This is a genomic window from Halolamina sp. CBA1230 (genome assembly GCF_002025255.2).
GTDB lineage: Archaea > Halobacteriota > Halobacteria > Halobacteriales > Haloferacaceae > Halolamina.
On sequence record NZ_CP054587.1, the window covers coordinates 2774426 to 2792630 of the forward strand.

An 18205-nucleotide genomic window follows, 5' to 3' on the forward strand; every position below is an offset into this window, starting at 1 on the left:
TCAGTCCTCCGACGCCGCCCGCACTCGTTCTTCGGAAAGCGGCATGTCGAGGTGATCGACGCCCAGCGCGTCAGTGACGGCGTTGACCAGCGCCGGCGGCGCCGCGATCGTGCCGGCCTCGCCGATCCCTTTCACGCCGAGTTCGTTGCCCGGACTCGGCGTCTCCTTTGCCCGGGTCTCGATCTCCGGGAGATCGCTCGCCCGCGGGAGCGCGTAGTCGAGCATCGTCGACGCCGCCAGTTCGCCGTCGTCCGCGTAGGTCGCCCGCTCCGACTGCGCCTGCCCGAGCCCCTGGGCGACGCCGCCGTGGATCTGCCCCTCGACGATCCGGGGGTTCACCCGGACGCCGCAGTCGTCGACGGCGACGTAGCGTTCGATCTCGAACGCGCCCGTCTCTGGGTCGACCGCCACCGCGACTGCGTGCGTGCCGAACGTGTAGGCGGTGTCCTCGAGCTCGTAGAACGTCGTCGCCTCCAGCCCCGGCGAGAGCCCCGCGGGGAGCCCCCGACCGTAGGCGGCGCCCGCCACGTCCGCGAACGAGCAGCGGCGTTCGTCCGCCCCGGCCGCGTCGGCCCGGAACCCCGACTCGGTCTGTTCGAGTTCATCGGGGTCGGCGTCGAGCTCGTGGGCCGCGATTCGTTCGGCCTTCGCGAGCACGTCCGCGGCGCTCTCCGCGACCGCGTTGCCGCCGACGACCGTGCTCCGGGAGCCGAACGTTCCCGTGCCGGTAGGGATCTTGTCGGTGTCACCCTCCACGACCTCGATCTCGCCCGCCCCGACGGGGAGTTCGTCGGCGACGATCTGGGCGTAGATCGTTCCGTGGCCCTGCCCGTGGTCGTGTGTGCCCGCCGAAACCGTCACGCCGCCGTCGGGGTGGACGCGGACGACGCCGCTCTCGAACCCGCCGCCGGTGCTCTCGACGTAGCTCGCGATCCCCACCCCGCGCAGGCGGCCGTCGTCGTCACGCTCGCCGCCGCTCGGGTACTCCGAGACGGCGTCGATCGCTTCGTCGAGCGCCGGTTCGTAGTTCCCACTGTCGTACGTCGCGCCGACAGCGGTCTCGTGGGGGAACGCCTCGGGATCGATCAGGTTCCGCCGCCGGAGTTCGACGGGATCGACGCCGAGCTCGTCGGCGGCGACGTCGACCAGCCGCTCTGTGACGTAGATCGCCTCCGGTCGCCCCGCGCCGCGGTAGGAGTGGACCGGCGCCGTCGTGGTGAACACGCAGCGCGACCGGCAGTAGATCGCGGGAATCTCGTACTGGCTAGCGAGCAGGCGGCCGTACCAGCCCGGCATCGCGCCGCCGCCACCGAGCGCGTAGCCGCCGATGCCGGCGTACGTGTCGGCCCTCAGGCCGAGGAACTGCCCGTCGGAATCGAGCGCGAGTTCGGCGGTCGTCCGGTGGTCGCGGCCGTGGGCACCCTCGCGGTAGTTCGCCGACCGCGTGGCGGTCCACTTCACCGCCTCGCCGAGCTCGCGGGCGGCCCAGGCGGCCATCGCCTCGCCGGGGTGGTGGTGGCCCTTGTGCCCGAACCCGCCGCCCACGTCGGGCGAGATGACCCGGATCTGGCGTTCCGGCACGCCGAGCGTGTGCGAGAGCTTCCGCCGGTGGCCGTGGGGCGATTGGCTGGTCATCGTCACCGTGAACCCCGCCGTCCGGTCGTGCTCCGCCAGCGCCGCGCGCGGTTCGAGCGCGCTCGGGATCAGGCGGTTGTTCTCCAGCTCGACGCTGACGATCTCCGCAGCCTCGGCGAACGCGCGGTCCGTCTCCTCCCGGTCGCCGAGCTCGCCGACGGCGGCGACGTTGTCCGGCGCCGCGTCGAACAGCGTGGGCGCGTCCTCGCTCACGGCCTCGCGCGGGTCGTCCTCGACGGGCAGGGGATCGTACTCGACGTCGACGGCTTCGACGCCGTCGGCGGCGTGGTAGCGGTCCTGCGCGACCACGGCGGCGACTGGCTGGCCGTCGTAGCGCACGCGGTCGCCGGCCAGCACGGGGTGGCCCGGCACCTCGCAGTCGAGCGGGCCGGTCCGGACCGGGAGCCGCATCGGCGCGTCGCCCGCGGCCAGGTCTTCCCACGTGTACACCGCCGTTACGCCGTCGATGGCCTCCGCGGCGTCGGTGTCGATACTCTCTACGTGTGCGTGGGCGTGTGGGCTCCGGACGAACGCCAGCGCGGCGGCCTCCCGCCCGAAGTCGTCGGTGTACGTCGTCTCCCCGCGGAGCGCGCGGGCGTCCTCGCGGCGGTACGGGCTGTCGCCGATCCCCGCCGCACCCTCGGCCGCGTCGTCGGCGGTCGCGGGTACGGACCCCTCGGCCTCGATGACGCTCTCCTCGCCGCTCATGCGCCCACCCCCTCCCGCCCGACGGCGCGAGCGACCGCGCTCGAGATCGCTTGCTCGGCGTACGTCGGTAACGTTGCGCGGCGCTGCTCGGCGGAGACGACGTGGTCCTCGCGAACCGACCCGTCGACGCGCTCGCCCGCCCGCTCCGCCGCGGCCGCGACCGTCTCCACCGGCGCGCCCGCGTCGGCGCCGTCGAGTTCGTTTTCTACCGCTTCCAGCCGCGTCGGCGCGTCACAGAGGCCGACCGCCGCGACCCGCGGGTCGGTCACGACGCCGTCGACTACTTCGACTCGCGCGGCAACACCGACCGACGCGTACCCCGTCGACGGGTGTGTCTTCCGCCGGTACGCGCTCCCGGCGGTCGGGGAGAGCGGCAGGGAAACTCGGGTCAGCAGTTCGTCGCCCTCGCGGACGGTCTCGTGGTCGCCGGTCGCGAACTCGCCGGCGGGCACCGTGCGGTCGCCGTCGGGGCCGACGAGGTGGAGTCGCGCGTCGCCGGCCAGCGTCGCTGCGGGGATGTCGCTTGCAGGGTGGGCGGCCGCGAGGTTCCCGCCGACCGTGCCGCGGTTCCGGATCTGTGCGTCGCCCACTGCCCGCGTCGCGTCGAGCAGACCCTCGACTCCTGCCGGGTCGGCGTCGAGCAGGTCCGCGTCGGTGGTGAGCGCGCCGATCGAGAGCCGTTCGGTCGCGCCCTCGTCGGTGACCACACGTTCGACGCCCCGGAGTTCCGCGAGGCCGCCGAGGTCGACGACCGTGTCGGGGTCGCGTTCGCGGGCTTTGAGCAGCGGGAGGAGGTCGTGCCCGCCCGCGAGCGGGACCGCGCCCTCGGCCGCGAGCGCGTCGAGTGCGGCGTCGAGGCTGTCCGGTCGCTCGTAGTCGAACTTCGGCGGGAACATCAGTCGCCACCCCCGTCGGTGGTCGAGCCGTTGCCCTCCGCTTCCGGGGCCGCTCCACTGTCGGTTTCGATCGGTTCGAGCTTCGCGGCCGCGGCCTCGACGGCGTCGACGACGTTCTCGTACCCCGTGCAGCGGCAGACGTTCCCTTTCAGCCCCGCGCGGATCTCCTCGCGGTCCGGGTCGGGGTTGTCGGCGAGCAGGTCCCGGCTCCGGAGCACCATCCCCGGCGTGCAGTAGCCACACTGGAGCCCGTGTTCCTCGTGGAAGCTGCGCTGGACCGGCCCGAACTCGCCGTCGGATTCGGGAGCGTCGTCGTCGACCGCCGTGAGCCCCTCGGGTGCGCCCTCGATCCCGCCGACGGTCGTGATCTCGCTGCCGTCGGCCTGCACCGCCAGCACGCAGCAGGATTTGACGATCTCGCCGTCCATCTCGACGGTGCAGGCGCCACACTTCCCGGACTCGCAGCCGACGGTGGGCTGGGTGTACCCCCAGTCCTCCCGGAGCGCGTGGACCAGCAGCCGCCGGGCCTCGACGGTCGCCGTCTCGGTCGCCCCGTCGACGGTCGCCGTGACTTCGTGTTCGGACATACCCGTGGGTTGCGCCGAGGCACCATATTGGTTGGTGCGGCCCGGGGCGTTGCCGGTGGCGTGGCCCGTCACCGAGAGGCGTATCACCCTCCAGATCCAAGCCGCGCGTGATGCTCTCCGGGCTCGGCGTCCCGCTCGCGGCCGGCGTCCACGGGCGCGACCCCGTGACGTTCGCCCTGCTCTCGCTGGCGGCCGTGCTGACCGCCGTCGTCGCCGGCGTCGGGATCGCGGCGTTCGTCCGGCGGCGCTCGCGGCGCTACCTGCTGGTGGCGCTGGCGCTGTCGACGCTGCTCGCCCGCAGCGCGATCGGGCTGGGCGCCTACGCCGGCGCGGTCGGCCCGGGACCCCACCACACGCTCGAACACGCCCTCGACGTGGTGATGGCGGCACTCGTGATCGCGGCCGTCTATCTGGTCGGAACGCCCGCCGACTCGGGTGCCGCCCGGGCGGACGGCGGCGATCCGGGAGATCTCCGGGACGGGGGTGACGAGCGATGAGCGAGGTCCGCGACCGACTGCTCGAACACGTCCGTGACCACCCCGGCCGCCACGCCAGCGCGCTGGGCCGGGAGTTAGACCTCGCGACCGGGCAGCTCCAGTACCACCTCCGCCGGCTGCGCCGCGAGGACCGCGTCGTCGCCGACGATCGCTACGGCCGCACCCACTACTTCCCGCCGGGGTACGACGAGCGCGACCGCGAGCGGATCGCGCTGGCCCGGCGGGAGACCGCCCGGGCGATCCTCGCGGCGCTGCTCTCCGGAGAGACGCCCGCGGCCGATCTCGCCGACCGCCTCGGTATCGCCCGGAGCACGCTCTCCTACCACGTCGACCGGCTCAGCGAGGCGGGGCTCGTCGACGAGCGGCGCGACGAGTGCGGGCGGGTCCACCTCTCGCCGTCGGACCCCGGGACGACCGAGTCGCTGCTCGCGACGGTCGACCCCGACGCGAGCGACCGGCTCGTGGATCGGTTCACCCGGCTGGTCGACGAGCTACTCGACGGGTAGGGCGGCGCTCGCCGCGGTTTCGAGAGGCGCACCAGAACCCACTTTCCCGTCGATCCCGTTCCGGTGGTATGAGCGACTCCCACGGCATCGACCGCCGCGCGTTCGTGAAATCCGCCGTCGCGATCGGCGGCGCGGCGGCGCTGTCGGCCTGCCTGAACCGCGGTGCGGAGATCGACGTCCCACGGGGGCCCGAGGAGCCCGACGCCGAGTTCCCCGACCGCCAGCACGCCTGGAACGCGTTCCTGCCCACGAACGACGCGGGCAACAACCATCACCCGCGCCACCGCGTGCTGCTCGCGCTGGAGTACGGCGACGGGACGCCGACCGACGAGGAGCGCGAGGCCGTCGAAACCGCGCTGACTGGGATCGAGCGCGCCTACGAACGTTCGGCCGCGGGGCTGCTGTTCACGGTCAGCTACTCGCCGTACTACTTCGACCGCTTCGATTCGGATCTCCCCGACAGCATCGACCTGCCCGAGCCGCGGGCGCTCTCCTCGTTCGAGGACCCCGACGCCGACGACGTGGACGCGATCGTCCACCTCGCCAGCGACCACGGCGAGGTCGTGATGGGCGCCGAGGAGGCGCTGAAGGGGGAACTCGACGAACTCAACGGCGTCTCCCAGCCCGACGCCGCGCTGACGGACGCGTTCACGGTCCGGGAGCGCCGAACGGGGTTCATCGGCGACGGCCTCCCCGCCGAGCACCAGGACGTCGACGGCGTACCCGACGACGGCCCGGTGCCGGAGGACGCGCCGATGTACATGGGGTTCGAGTCGGTGTACGAGGGGAACCAGCCCGGCGAGGACCGCGTGACGATCCAGGACGGCCCCTTCGCTGGCGGGACGACCCAGCAGCTCTCGACGCTGACGCTGAACCTGACCCAGTGGTACGAGCAGGACTCCCGCGAGCAGCGCGTCGCCAAGATGTTCTGTCCCCACCACGCCGAGAACGACCTCGTGGAGGACGCCGGCGAGAACCTCGGCACCGACCCGCGGATGGACGACTGCGACGAGCCGATGGACACCGCCCGGAACAAGGGTGTCGTCGGCCACGGCCAGAAGATGGTCGACGTGCGTGAGAACGACAAGCCGATCATCCTCCGCCGGGATTTCGACTCCACCGACGGCGACCGCGCGAGCGTCCACTTCCTCGCGCTCCAGCGGACCATCTCGGACTTCGTCACCACGCGCGAGGCGATGAACGGCGAGGAGGTCGACCGCAACTCCGCGGTCGGTCAGCGCACCAACAACGGGATCCTGCAGTACATCGACACGGTGCGCCGGGGGAACTTCCTCGTCCCGCCGCGCTCCCTGCGGGCGCTCCCGCCCGCGAACCCCGCCGCCGAGACAGCCGAAAACCCGGAGGTGGCCCGTGCGTAAGCCGTCCCGTCGATCGTTCCTCGCCGGCCTCGGCGCCGCCGGCGCCGTCGGCACCGCGGGCTGTCTCGGGTTCGAACTCCAGTCGGGCACCCAGGAGCCGCCGCTGGTCGAGGACCGGCCCGACGCCGTCTACGTCCCCACCCACACCGAGGGGATGGCGATGGCGGGGATGGCCAGCGACGGCGGCTACAGCTGTGCGCTGACGTACAACTTCCCCCACCGCTTCTGGACCATCACCAACAACGACACGACGCAGGTGAAAGTCGGGCAGAACGACGCGCTCCACCTCATGCCCATCGTCTGGCACAGCGAGACGGGTATCGTTCCCTCCGACGTGAACCCCCAGGTCGATCTCACACGGAACGGCGAATCGGTCATCAGCGGCCTCAACCCCTGGGCGATGATCTCACAGAACATGGGATTTCACTTCGGTGATAACGTCGAACTCCCTCAGCAGGGCGAGTACGACGTGACCGTCTCGGTGGGCGAGGGCGGCAGCCGCCGGACCGGCGCGCTCACCGAGACCGGCGCCGCGGAGTTCGAGTTCACCCTCGACTACCAGCGTTCGGAACTGCGTGACATCCCGTTCAACCAGATCGAGGAGTCCCGGCAGGGGAGCCGCGGCGCCGTCGAGCCGATGGAGATGGAGATGGTCCCGATCCGGCGGGCACCCGCGGTCGACGACCTCCCGGGGACTGGCCACGGCACCACCGAGAGCGGCGACGCCGTGCTGGCGGTCCAGCGCCTCGACGACGCGACCGCGTTCGGCGGCGACGACGACCAGCAGTACCTCGCCGTCTCGCCGCGCACGCCGTACAACCGCTTCCCGCTGCCGGGGATGTCGCTGTCCGCGACGCTGACCCGCGACGGCGAGACGGCGTTCGACGACTACCTCTACGAGTGGCTCGACGCCGACCTCGGCGTCCACTACGGCGCGGTCGTCGACGGCGTCGAGACCGGCGACGAACTGGCGATCAGCGTCGACACGCCGCCCCAGCTCGCCCGGCACGAGGGGTACGAGACCGCGTTCCTGAACATGCCCGAGGCGACGCTGACGCTCTGAACGGCCCTCCCGCCCCGCCACCTCACCGCTCTACTCCACTCGCCGCACCGACCGCTGCCCCTCGTGCAGTTTGATCTCCGGGATCTCGTCGGCCGGCGTGAAGCCGAACGTCTCGCCGTAGAACGCGAGTTCGAGTTCGAGCGCCCGCCGGCTCGCCTCGGCGGTCCGGAACCCGTGGCGCTCCTCGGGGAACAGCGCGTAGGCGTAGGGGGTCTCGGTCTCGACCAGGGCGTCGACCATGTCCTCGGCCTGTTCCTGGGGAACCACGCGGTCCTCGCCACCCTGGAGCAGCAGGAGCGGCGCGTCGATCGATTCGGCGTGGAACGCGGGCGAGCGTTCCTCGTACGTCTCCTTCGCCTCGGGAAGCGGGCCGACCAGCCCGTCGAGGTAGCGCGACTCGAACTTGTGGGTGCCCGTCGCGAGCGCCTCGAGGTCGGCGACGCCGTAGTGGCTCGCGCCGGCGTCGAACGTGTCGTGGAACGCCAGCGCACAGAGCACTGCGTAGCCGCCCGCGCTGCCGCCGGTGATCGCCAGCCGATCCGGGTCGGCGCGACCCGTCTCCGCGAGGTACTCCGCGGTGTCGACGCAGTCGGCGGTGTCGAGCACGCCCCACTCCCCCTGGAGCGCGTCACGGTACGCGCGGCCGTACCCCGTCGAGCCGCGGTAGTTCACGTCCGCGACCGCGAACCCGCGGGTGGTGAAGAACTGGATCGCGAGGTTCGCGACGGGCAGGGTCTGGCTGGTCGGGCCGCCGTGGACCATCGTCACCAGCGGCGGATCCTCGCCCGCCGGCGCGCGCTCGTCGGCGTTCGTCGGCGGGTAGTAGTAGGCGTGAGTGGTCTCGCCGTCCCGTGTGGGCACGTCGACGTGCGCCGGTTCGGACACCATCCCCTCGGACAGGTCGAGCGAGAACGACTGCCGGAGCGCGGTCGGCTCGTCGTCGCCCGGAGCCCAGCGCGCGACGGTCGCCGGCATCTCCGGCCCGCCGCCGACGAACGCGAGCGTCCCGCCGTCGGTCGCGATCCGGGCGTGGGGGTACGCCGAGAACGGGAGATCCGTTTCGGAGCGTTCGTCGTCGCTGTCGAGCAGGCAGAGCGACCACTCGCCGTCGCTGTTCCGGAGCACTGCCACGCGGCCGTCGTCGAGGAACGCGTACGTCGCCGAGCCAAAGGACCACTGCGGGACGCCGAACTCGGCGTCCTCGGGCGTTCGGTTCCGGGGATTCTCCTCGCCGTCGGCGTCGACTTCGTAGAGGTTCCACCAGCCCGTTCGGTCCGAGACGGCGTGGAGTTGGCCGTCGGGGCTCCAGCCGGGCTGGAACACCGACTCCGCCGGCCCGCCCAGAACCACGCGCTCGTCGCGGAGGCTGCCGTCCTCGGCAACGTCCGCAACGTGGAGTTCAGTGCCGTCCCACGGCATCCGCGGGTGGTCCCAGGTCGTCCACGCCAGCCGCTCGCCCTCGGGGTCGAGCCGCGGGAACGAGTAGAAGTCGTGGCCCGAGGCGACGACCTCCGGCGCCTCGCCGCCGTCGGCGGGCAGCGTCACGAGTTCGTTGCTCACGTCCTCGGCGTCGTCGCCCTCGTGGCGCTCCCGGACCGCGTAGAGGCGGTCGCCGTCGGGACCGACCTCCACGTCCGCGTAGCGCAGGCCGTGTTCGCGCTCGGGTTCGGGCGTGATCGGCGTCGGCTCCTCGCCGCCCGCGTCGAGGCGGTAGAGTCGCTGGTCCCCGAACGCGGCGTAGAACACGGTGCCGTCCTGCACCGCGAAGTCGCCGCCGCCGTACTCGTGGACAAGCGTGCGGACGTCGACGTCTTCGGGCGTTACCTCGACCGGCTCGTCGGGTGCGCCCGCGTCGGCGCGGACGACCACGCCGCGACCCTCCTCGTCGGGGCGGCGCTCCAGCCAGTAGACGCTGCCGTCGTCCACGGAGACGGGGCCGAACCGCAGCGTGTCGGCGGCCACGTCGGCCGCGGAGACGGGTGACTCCCACTCGCCGTACGGTGTCTCGGACATGTCCGCCCGTTGGGAAGCGGACGGTTTCACCGTTCGGGTGGGCAGGAGGTTGGCCTACTCTCCGTCGGTCCGGAGGTGGTGGAACACGTACGTCTGGGTGTAGCCCGCGTAGGCGTCGGCGCCGCTCTCGCCGAACACCTCGTCGCGTTCGGGCAGGCCGGCGCCGAGCCGATCCCGGATCGCTCGCGAGGTCTCGGCGTAGCTGCCGCCGTCGCAGTCGGGGAAGTAGTCGCCGATGGCGGTGTTGATCCACGTGTCAATCGGGATCGACTGGAGGTAGCCCAGCGAGAACAGCAGCACGCAGTCGGCCACCTTGTCGCCGACGCCGACGAACTGCGTGAGCTCCTCGCGCGCCGCCTCGAAGGGAAGCCCGCGAGCGTCCTCCGGATGAGCCTCGCCTGTCGCCACCATCTCGGCGGTGCGCTGGACGTACGGCGCGCGGTAGCCCAGACTTAGGTCGCGGAGTTCGCCCTCGGTTCGGGCGGCGAGCGCCTCCGGCGTCGGGTAGGCGTGCACCGTTCGGTCGCCCAGATCGACCGGCGTGCCGTACTGCTCCCGGAGCGAGCGCTGCATGCCGAAGATGCGGCTCACCCGCATCTGCGCCGAGCAGATGAAGGAGATCAGACAGGGGAACGGCGGGTCACGGACGAGCCGCAGCCCGCGGTAGCGATCGTAGGCGCGCTCCAGTAGCGGGCGGTCGTCGGTCGCGTCGTAGATCGCGTCGAGGTTGTCGTCGAGGCGGAGGAGGTGGGTGAGGACCGCCTCGCCGTCGACCGGTTCGGTCGGTGCCGCGGGGCCGTCGACGTCAGTCGGGACGCCGCCGGCCTCCCACTCGATCGTGCCGTCGTCCACGCCACCGACCTGCCGGGCACGGACGACCGTCGGGCGGTCGACGAGCCCGGGCGTCGGCGGGAGGACGGTCTCGTACCACGCGTCGCCGCCGTAGGCGGCCGACTCGCTGTACCCCTCGCCGTCGGCGCGCTCCCAGAGATACGTCTGACCGCTCTCGAGGGTCGACTGCAGGTCGAACGGTCCGGCGAGCGAGGAAACGTCGATGCGGCCCGACTCCATTACGCGGGAGTGGGCCGTGTGTGGGTTTCCCGGTTTCGGTATCGTCAATCACGGCGCGAGACCGGCAGCCGACCTCGTGTCGGCTGCACGGAACCCCTGCCGTGACTGTGCAGCGTCGAACACGGCGAGTGACCGGCAGCGCCCGTCGGGGCGCTGCATGGAACTCGATGCCGTGACTGTGCGGAGCCGAACGCGATCGACAACAGGCAGCGCCCGACGACCGGCGATCAGCCCCCGAACAGCTCCCGGCTGGCGCCGTCGGCGACGGCGCCGGCGGCCATCTGCATCGCTCTGTGCATCTCGGCGAAGTCGGCAGTCCGGCGTGTGGAGGTTTGCATGACACGAAATCACACGGTCCAGCTTTGAGTATCTTCGGGGGGTTCGACAGCCAGTCAGGCGACGTCACAACGGCTATGGGCCGTCCGGCCGGAACGCGACACATGACCACGAGCGACTGGGGCGACTGGCTCCCGCGGGCGATCGAGTCGGCCGACCCCGACGGCGTCGCCGTCTGGTACCTCGGCTGCAACGGGTTCGTGCTGAAGGGCAGCGACGGGACGACCCTGTTCGTCGACCCGTACCTGGGTACCGGCGACCCGCCGCGGACGATCCGGATGATCCCCGTGCCGTTCGACCCGGCGGACGTGACCGACGCCGACGCGGTGTTCGCGACCCACGAGCACAGCGACCACGTCCACGGCGAGTCCCAGGCGCCGATCCTGGAGTCGACGGGCGCACCCTTTGTCGCACCTGATGCCGCCATGGCGGCCGCACGCGAGGAGCAGTCCTGGGAGGAGCGCTGGGCGCTCGACGCCGAGCAGTTTCGCGAGGTGGTCGAGGGGGACGTTCTGGAGTTCGGGGAGTTCACGGTCCACGTCGTCGAGGTGAACGACCCCGACGCCGAGCATCCGGTCGGCTACGTGTTCGAGCACGAGAGCGGGACGGTGTTCCACCCCGGCGACTCCCGCCCGGCTGACTCGTTCGGGCGGCTGGGTCGGGAGTTCGATATCGACCTCGGTATCGTCGCGTTCGGGACCGCGGGGATGATCCCGGACAAGCGGACCCGCGAGCCCAACTACACCAAGTGGTACAACGACGAGGGAGAAGCTGTCGAGGCCGCGAGCGCGCTCCGGGTCGACCGCCTGCTGCCGAGCCACTGGGACATGTGGAAGGGGCTCACCGCCGACCCGACCGCGCTCCACGACCACGTCGACTCGTTCGAGCACCCCCACAGCCTGGAGCTGGTCGAGATCGGCGACAGAGTCGACGTCTGATCGCTCGGCGACGAGCAGGCCGAGTGCGGGTCCCAGTTCTCCGGGTTCAGTACGTCCAGAGCCGCTGCACCCGCGAGTCGATCGCCGGGTGGCGTTCACGGAGCCGCTCCGGGGCGGTCTCGCCGTCGACGTTGATCACGTGGACCTCGCCGCGCCGCCCGTCGTAGGCGTCCTGGAAGTCGTACACTGCGCCGACGACCTGGACACCCTCGGCCACGTCGTCGCTGTCGAGCAGGAACTCGACCTGCCGGTCGACGTTGTACTCGACGAGCCGGTTCACGGCCTCGTCGCGATCCAGTCCGGCCGGGAGCTTCTCCACGCCCCCCTCGAGCCCGGGCGCGAGCAGGTCGATGCAGTGCTCGATCCCCGGCGGCTCCGACAGCCCGTCGGTGAGCTCGTCGTACGTCGCGGTGACCGCCCCGCAGCCGGTGTGGCCGAGGACGACCGCGAGGTCGGTGTCGGTGTGTGCCAGCGGGTAGAGCACGTCGCCCGACACCTGCGGCCCCTCGTCGGTGCGCTGGACGACGCGGTTGCCGATGTTGCCACAGCTGAACAGGTGGCCGGGCTCGTCGTTCCCCCAGACGTGGTCCTGGAGCACCCGGGAGTCCGAACAGCAGACCGTGACCGCCTCGGGTCGCTGTTCGTGCTGGAGGTCGTCGAACCGCGACGCGAACGCGTCGGCGTGGTCGGCGTTGCGTTCCAGCATCTCGAGGAACGTCTCGTCCATACGCGACGCCCCGGCCCCTCGTCCCATAGCTCCGACGATCCACGCCGCCCGAAAAAGTTAGTACACTGACTGAACGATCAACCGACGTGTCTCGGACCACGGGGCTCCCCGCGCGGATGGCGCTCGCGCTCGCGGGAGCCACCGCGGTCGTCGCCGCCGAACTCGCCGCGATCGCGCTCTCGGTCCGGCTCTCCGCGGCAGCAGTCGACGGGGTCGTTCCGGCGTCGACGCCGCCGCTCCCGCTCGTGGTCGTGGGTCTCGCCGCGGCGGGGCTCGCCGTCGGCGTCCGGCGTCGTGCCGGCGAGGGCACGCCGCTCGCGGTCGGCGGCGTGGCGCTGATCGTCGCCGCGCCGTTCACGGCGTTCGGCGGCGGCTGTGGGGTGACAACCGGGGGGCTGACCGTGTTCCGGAGCGGCGTCCGTATCGGCATCGGCGTCGACAGCTGTGTCGCGTTCTCCAACGGGGCGCTGCTGGTGGTGGGCTACGGCCTGCTCTCGGCGGGGCTCTGGCTCGCGGCCGACGCGCTCCCGCTCCCGAGTCTCGATCGCTGGCGCGTTCCGCGACGCCCGGACTAACCCCACTCGATCCGGAACAGTTCGACGTCGATCTCCGCACGTTCCTGCTCGTGGTGTTCGTACAGCCGCGGGACCTCGAACTCCGCCGCGAACGCGTGGGTCACCTCACCCCCCTCGTCGGCGGCGAACGATTCGACGAAATCGCGGCTCCCGGCGTTGTGGATCGAGTAGGAGACGTCCGCGAGCGACGCCGCGGTCCGGAGGAACGCCCGGTCCGCGCCCTCGTTCCCGGACTGGGCGCCGAACGGCGGGTTCGTGACGACCGTCGAGACGGCGGAGAGCGGCGGCCGCGTCGCGTCGGCGCGGAGCCAGTCGACCGACGTTCCGGGCGCGATCGCGCGCTCGTTCTCGCGGGCGACAGCGAGCGCGTCGGCGTCGCGTTCGAGGCCGAGCACGCGCGCGGGATCGCGGCAGGCGGCCGCGAGCGCGAGGATACCGGTCCCCGTACCGAGATCGAGTACGTCCCGCCCGGCGATATCCCCCTGGAGATCCGCGAGGTGGAGAAGATGCGCTGCGAGGTCCGGCGGCGTCGGGTACTGTTCGAGGCGCACGTCGGGGTCGCGGAACCCCGCGAGCCCGTGGAGTCGTTCCGCCAGCGCCCGTTTGCCCATTCAAGCCGGCACGTCGAGGCCGTCGACCGAAAGGGTGACGCCTTCCCGGCGGGCGCGCTCCTCGAGCGCTTCCAGCGCCGGGCGGACTTTCTCGGGGTCGCTCACGTCTTCGATCTCGACGCGGACGACGCCGACGCCGAGGAACGCCCCCGCACGGACCACGTCGCGCAGGCGGTCGGCCTCCTTCTGTGTCGCGAGCGAGCAGTCCTCCGCGAAGCAGGCCTCGACCGTGAGCTCCGCGGGCTGGTACCCCTGGGCGGCGAGCTCGGCTTTCACCTCCCGCAGGTACTCCGGCGCGGTCGTCGACAGCGACGACGCCGCGAGTTCGACGGGCTCGACGTTCGAGGGGCGACAGGAGTCGACAGCCGATTCGACGCGCGTGGGGCTCGTGCTCATACCACTGCATAGCCACTGGTTATCCAAAAAGGTTTCTCAATGCACAATAGTAATCACGCTTCGGCGACTTCCGGCCGTCCTTGGTCGCAGGCGAAGCACGGCGGAAACTCGGCAGCACCGCCACGTCTAGCGATTAGTTCTGTGTCTTACGTGAGGACGAAAAAAGCCTTATCTGTCGGGGTCACCAGAAACCTTTTAATGGAACGTCCGAGCCGGGAGCGACAGCGGGAGTCCGAGGACGAGGACGAGTCGGCGGCCGACGAGGTTCTCACCTGCCCGGAGTGCGGGTCAGACGAGGTCATCACCGACGACGACCAGGGCGAACTCGTCTGTGACGACTGCGGACTGGTGCTCGACGAGCGCCAGATCGACCGCGGCCCGGAGTGGCGGGCGTTCAACCACTCCGAGCGCCAGAGCAAATCCCGCGTCGGTGCGCCGATCACCGAGACGATGCACGACCGCGGGCTGACGACGACGATCGACTGGAAGGACAAGGACGCCTACGGTCGATCGCTGTCCTCCGAGAAGCGCAGTCAGATGCACCGGCTGCGGAAGTGGCAGGAGCGCATCCGGACGAAGGACGCGGGCGAGCGGAACCTCCAGTTCGCGCTCTCGGAGGTCGACCGCATGGCCTCCGCACTCGGTGTCCCGCGTTCGGTCCGGGAGGTCGCGTCGGTGATCTACCGTCGCGCGCTCAACGAGGACCTGATCCGGGGACGCTCGATCGAGGGCGTCGCCACCGCCGCGCTGTACGCGGCCTGCCGACAGGAGGGGATCCCGCGCAGCCTCGACGAGGTCGCGGAGGTCTCCCGCGTGCCCCAGAAGGAGATCGGCCGCACCTACCGCTACATCTCTCAGGAGCTCGGCCTCGAGCTCAAGCCCGTCGACCCCAAGCAGTTCGTCCCGCGCTTTGCCTCCGAGCTCGGCCTGAGCGAGGAGGTCCAGTCGAAGGCGACCGAGATCATCGATGTCTCCGCCGAGCAGGGGCTGCTCTCGGGGAAGTCACCGACGGGCTTTGCCGCCGCGGCGATCTACGCGGCGTCGCTGCTCTGTAACGAGAAGAAGACCCAGCGCGAGGTCGCCGACGTGGCCCAGGTGACGGAGGTCACCATCCGGAACCGCTACCAGGAACAGATCGAAGCGATGGGCTTCCGGTAGGCTCCGACCCCGTTCTGCCGTTCTTCACTCGCCGTTTCGTTCCGTCACGAACACGATCAGCCGTCGGTTCGTGAGCCCCTGCTCGATCGTGTATCGGTCGTAGCCCGACAGTCGATCGCCGACCGCGAGCCGGTGATCGGGCGTCGTGACGACGATCGGCGGGGGTGACGACGACATCGCGTCCGGTTCGGCGACGCTCGCCGTCTCGGCGTCGGCGCGCTCGACGTACCACGACAGCGGCAGGCGTGCCGAGAACGCGGCCTGTGCGCGCTCCGGAACGGGCGGGCTATCGAGTGCCGACTCGTCGTCGACCACGATATCGCTGCCGACGTAGAGCACGTCGGTTCCGTCGTTACCCTCGACAGCTCCTTCCATCGCGGTCACGGCCGTCTGGTACTCGAACCCGGGCTGGGCGTACCCCGGGAGCGAATCGCCGGCCACGGGGTCGTCGTACACCTCGCCCGCGGCCACCGCGCCGGTGTGGACGCCCGCTGCGGAGAGGAGCAGGAGCGCCGCGGCGACCCGGGCAGCGTCGCCGGCGCTGATACTCGCTCTCGCGTACCGCCAGAGCGCCGTGAGCCCGACGGCTGCGGGGAGCGTCGCGGGGACGAGCACGTGAACGGCGACCCAGGGCTGGCTCACCTCCGACGCGACCGGGAACAGGAGGAGTCCGGCGCCGGCCCAGTAGGCGGCGAAGTTCACCAGCGGCCGCGACCGGCCGGCGTAGCGCTCCCGGAAGAACCCCCAGACGGCGAGCGCGACGACGGGCAGCGCCGTCGCCAGCAGCACCTCGGCGGTGCCGGCGACGAAGGGGAGCAGCGGGTGGTCGTTGGTGTACGTCGGCGGCGCGTACCGACCGAGCACGCGCACCGAGAGGAACCGCTGCATGGCGCCGAGGGTGCCGGCTTCCAGCGCCGACAGCAGCGTCGACGGCTCCGTGAGGTCGACGCGGCCCCGGGGGAGGTAGAACGCGAGCGCGACGACGACCGTGATCGCGGCGGCGCGCAGTAGCGCGACGGACCGATTGGCGAGGGCGTCGACGCCGGAACGGGCGCGTTCGCGGAGCGTCGCCGGATCGTCCCCACGAACGCGCACCTCGTCGACGGTCAGCAGCGCCGCGACCAGCCAGCAGCCGAACACCGCGAACACGAACCCCGAAGTGGTGAGCGCGAGGCCGACGGCCGCCGCCGCGGCGTACAGCGCGCGGCGACTTCCCCGATCCCGCGCGCGCCACGCGAAGCCCACGGCGACGAGCGAGAACGCCGCCAGCGGGAGATCGCCGCGGAGAACACGGGCGTAGTACAGCAGCGGCGGCGCGAGCGCGAGTAGTGTCGCGAGTGCGGCGGTTTCTCCCCCCGAGAGCCCGTTTCGGTCGGGGTCGCGCCGGCGGAACAGCAGCGCCCCGAGCGGCAGCAGGCCGCCGATCAGGGCGACGGGGAGGCGGGCCGCGGCGTCGCTCGTGAGTCCGAGCGCGAACAGTCGGCGGCCGACGACGTAGAGGAACGGCCCGCCAGCGACGGGGCGGTACTCGTAGACGCCCGTCTCGAGCGAACGGAGCGTCCAGTAGCCCACTCGGGCCTCGTCCCAGTGGAACGGGCGCGCGCCGATGCCGACCAATCGAGCGAAGACTGCGAGCGCCGTCAGTGCGACGACGGCCCGCTCGACCCGATCGAGTCGGCGCATGGGCGTCCCTGCCGCGCGCTGTGGCAAGAAGGTTCGGAAGCGCTATCGGCGCGAGGGAACGTTCGGAAGCGGCCCCGCCGCGAGGGAACGTTCGGAAGCGGCCCCGCCGCGAGGGAACGTTCGGAAGCGCCTTTGGGGCGAGCGCCCGACCGTCGGCCATGAGCGTGCTCGACTCCCTCCCGGATCGCCCGCTGACCGACGCCGAACTCGCCTCGTTCAACCGCTCGGACGCGCTGGAGATCGCCGTCGACGTGGCGGACCGCGAGGGCGCCGGCGAAGGGGCGATCGTGGGGCTGCTCCTCGCGACGGAGGACTGGGTGAAGGGGATCGTGTACGACCACGACGGCTGGCGCGTCGCGGAGACGGTCCCGCTCGGTGAGGGGGAGAACGAGCGCTACGAGGGGATGCAGACCTGTGAGTCGGCGGTACGGGCGGCGCTGGACTGAACCGTGGTTTCTAATCCCTCCCGCCCTACGGTCACGACGAGATGTACGACGACATCCTCGTTCCCACCGACGGAAGCCCCGCGGCGACCGCCGCGATCGACCACGCCGTCTCGCTCGCGGAGACGTACGACGCCACCATCCACGCGCTGTACGTCGTCGACGCCAGCGCGTTCTCCTCGATCGAGTCCGGCTCCGAACTGGTGATCGACGCGCTGGAGGAGGAGGGCCAGCGGGCGGTCGAGGAGGTCGTCGACGCCGCCGAGGCCGCGGGCATCGACATCGAGACCCATATCGTCTCCGGCACCGCCTACCGCCGCATCCTCGACTACGTCGACAGCGAGGACGTCGATCTGGTCGTGATGGGTACCCACGGCCGCAGCGGCGTCGAGCGGTTCCTGCTGGGCAGCGTCACCGAGCGCGTCGTCCGCACCTGCGACGTGCCCGTGCTCACGATCCGGCACAAGGACGAGGAGTAGATACGGATCGGGAAACGCTTTTCTCGGCTCCCTACCCAGTCCAGAGGGATGACCGAGCACACCGTGGAGTTCGTCGGCACCGGCGAGACCATCCAGGTCCCGGAGAGCCGGCCGATCCTGCAGGTCTGCATGGAGGAGGGGATCGCCCAGGAGTACTCCTGTCGCGTCGGGATGTGTCTGGCCTGTTCGGCCGAGATACTCGAAGGCGAAGTCGAACAGACCGTCGTCGAACAGCGCGCGCTGACCGAGGAGGAGGCCGAGGACTACGCGCTGACCTGCATGGCCCGCCCGAAATCCGACCTGAAACTCGACCGCGGGAGCTACCCGCCGAGCATCGAGGACGCCGAGGCCGACGCCGCGGACGCGGCAGCGGACGACGACTGAGGCGCGGCGACCGTCAGCCGCGCCTCTGTGACGACGGATCTCGCCGGCAAGTTGAGCCGGCGAGGACGACTGATCAGCCCGGCGACGGTCGGCCGGGCTGGACGACTGACGGCCTCGGAC

19 protein-coding genes are annotated in these 18205 nt (G+C 71.3%); 10 read left to right on the plus strand and 9 right to left on the minus strand.

From position 1 onward, the window contains the following. Genes B4589_RS14500 through B4589_RS14510 form a run of 3 tightly spaced genes read right to left on the minus strand, consistent with a single transcriptional unit; the run spans position 1 to position 3826 of the window. Positions 1 to 2343 carry a xanthine dehydrogenase family protein molybdopterin-binding subunit gene (locus B4589_RS14500; protein ID WP_079234938.1) on the minus strand — a complete coding sequence of 781 codons (2343 nt, stop codon included), beginning with the start codon at positions 2341 to 2343 and terminating at the stop codon, positions 1 to 3. Beyond that, positions 2340 to 3239 carry a xanthine dehydrogenase family protein subunit M gene (locus tag B4589_RS14505; protein ID WP_079234939.1) on the minus strand — a complete coding sequence of 300 codons (900 nt, stop codon included), beginning with the start codon at positions 3237 to 3239 and terminating at the stop codon, positions 2340 to 2342. Before B4589_RS14505 ends, B4589_RS14500 begins: the two co-directional genes overlap by 4 nt. Continuing rightward, positions 3239 to 3826 (minus strand): (2Fe-2S)-binding protein, encoded by a 588-nt coding sequence (locus B4589_RS14510; RefSeq protein ID WP_079234940.1) that lies wholly within the window; start codon positions 3824 to 3826, stop codon positions 3239 to 3241. Before B4589_RS14510 ends, B4589_RS14505 begins: the two co-directional genes overlap by 1 nt. Positions 3827 to 3936: 110 nt before the next feature. Between B4589_RS14510 and B4589_RS14515 the strand changes: the two genes are divergently transcribed. From B4589_RS14515 to B4589_RS14530, 4 genes are all read left to right on the plus strand, one after another. Continuing rightward, positions 3937 to 4323, plus strand: a complete 387-nt coding sequence (locus tag B4589_RS14515; protein ID WP_176330532.1) for a hypothetical protein — start codon at positions 3937 to 3939, stop codon at positions 4321 to 4323. Next, a complete protein-coding gene (locus B4589_RS14520; RefSeq protein WP_079234941.1) occupies positions 4320 to 4829 on the plus strand; it encodes a helix-turn-helix domain-containing protein in 510 nt (169 codons plus the stop codon). Before B4589_RS14515 ends, B4589_RS14520 begins: the two co-directional genes overlap by 4 nt. A 68-nt stretch (positions 4830 to 4897) precedes the next feature. Next, the gene (locus B4589_RS14525) at positions 4898 to 6208 is read left to right on the plus strand and encodes a Tat pathway signal protein (RefSeq protein WP_079234942.1); all 1311 of its coding nucleotides are present in this window, start codon (positions 4898 to 4900) and stop codon (positions 6206 to 6208) included. Beyond that, on the plus strand, positions 6201 to 7271 hold the full coding sequence (locus B4589_RS14530; protein ID WP_079234943.1) for a twin-arginine translocation signal domain-containing protein: 1071 nt from the start codon (positions 6201 to 6203) through the stop codon (positions 7269 to 7271). The genes B4589_RS14525 and B4589_RS14530 overlap by 8 nt, the downstream gene beginning before the upstream one ends. Positions 7272 to 7301: 30 nt before the next feature. Here the strand turns inward: B4589_RS14530 and B4589_RS14535 are convergent, their stop codons facing one another. Both B4589_RS14535 and B4589_RS14540 read right to left on the minus strand, forming a co-directional pair. Then, entirely contained in the window at positions 7302 to 9284 is a 1983-nt protein-coding gene (locus B4589_RS14535) for a S9 family peptidase (protein ID WP_079234944.1), read from the minus strand. 54 nt (positions 9285 to 9338) lie between these two features. Next, the gene (locus B4589_RS14540; RefSeq protein WP_079234945.1) at positions 9339 to 10355 is read right to left on the minus strand and encodes a DNA-3-methyladenine glycosylase; all 1017 of its coding nucleotides are present in this window, start codon (positions 10353 to 10355) and stop codon (positions 9339 to 9341) included. Positions 10356 to 10795: 440 nt separating this feature from the next. Here B4589_RS14540 and B4589_RS14545 point away from each other — a divergent pair, with 440 nt between their 5' ends. Beyond that, positions 10796 to 11629 carry an MBL fold metallo-hydrolase gene (locus B4589_RS14545; protein WP_079234946.1) on the plus strand — a complete coding sequence of 278 codons (834 nt, stop codon included), beginning with the start codon at positions 10796 to 10798 and terminating at the stop codon, positions 11627 to 11629. A gap of 46 nt (positions 11630 to 11675) precedes the next feature. Here the strand turns inward: B4589_RS14545 and B4589_RS14550 are convergent, their stop codons facing one another. Continuing rightward, positions 11676 to 12356 carry a carbonic anhydrase gene (locus tag B4589_RS14550; protein ID WP_079234947.1) on the minus strand — a complete coding sequence of 227 codons (681 nt, stop codon included), beginning with the start codon at positions 12354 to 12356 and terminating at the stop codon, positions 11676 to 11678. Positions 12357 to 12442: 86 nt separating this feature from the next. On the opposite strand from B4589_RS14550, the gene B4589_RS14555 reads away from it, so the two are divergent. Then, positions 12443 to 12931, plus strand: coding sequence for a hypothetical protein (locus tag B4589_RS14555; RefSeq protein WP_143414360.1), 489 nt, complete (start codon positions 12443 to 12445; stop codon positions 12929 to 12931). Here B4589_RS14555 and B4589_RS14560 read toward each other — a convergent pair. After that, complete coding sequence (locus B4589_RS14560) at positions 12928 to 13542, minus strand: METTL5 family protein (RefSeq protein ID WP_079234949.1); 615 nt, start codon at positions 13540 to 13542, stop codon at positions 12928 to 12930. The two genes, B4589_RS14555 and B4589_RS14560, sit on opposite strands and share 4 nt — an antisense overlap. After that, entirely contained in the window at positions 13543 to 13938 is a 396-nt protein-coding gene (locus tag B4589_RS14565) for a hypothetical protein (RefSeq protein ID WP_079234950.1), read from the minus strand. Positions 13939 to 14136: 198 nt separating this feature from the next. Here B4589_RS14565 and B4589_RS14570 point away from each other — a divergent pair, with 198 nt between their 5' ends. Next, positions 14137 to 15096: a transcription initiation factor IIB family protein gene (locus tag B4589_RS14570; protein WP_079234951.1), complete on the plus strand. Its 960-nt coding sequence runs from the start codon at positions 14137 to 14139 to the stop codon at positions 15094 to 15096. Positions 15097 to 15120: 24 nt separating this feature from the next. On the opposite strand, the gene B4589_RS14575 is transcribed toward B4589_RS14570, so the two are convergent. Then, entirely contained in the window at positions 15121 to 16779 is a 1659-nt protein-coding gene (locus tag B4589_RS14575; RefSeq protein WP_079234952.1) for a flippase activity-associated protein Agl23, read from the minus strand. Positions 16780 to 16937: 158 nt separating this feature from the next. On the opposite strand from B4589_RS14575, the gene B4589_RS14580 reads away from it, so the two are divergent. The 3 genes from B4589_RS14580 to B4589_RS14590 are packed head-to-tail and all read left to right on the plus strand — an operon-like array spanning position 16938 to position 18085. Then, entirely contained in the window at positions 16938 to 17225 is a 288-nt protein-coding gene (locus tag B4589_RS14580; RefSeq protein WP_079234953.1) for a hypothetical protein, read from the plus strand. Positions 17226 to 17266: 41 nt separating this feature from the next. Then, on the plus strand, positions 17267 to 17701 hold the full coding sequence (locus B4589_RS14585) for a universal stress protein (RefSeq protein WP_079234954.1): 435 nt from the start codon (positions 17267 to 17269) through the stop codon (positions 17699 to 17701). Positions 17702 to 17749: 48 nt separating this feature from the next. Further along, positions 17750 to 18085 (plus strand): 2Fe-2S iron-sulfur cluster-binding protein, encoded by a 336-nt coding sequence (locus tag B4589_RS14590; protein WP_079234955.1) that lies wholly within the window; start codon positions 17750 to 17752, stop codon positions 18083 to 18085. Positions 18086 to 18205 lie beyond the last annotated feature (120 nt).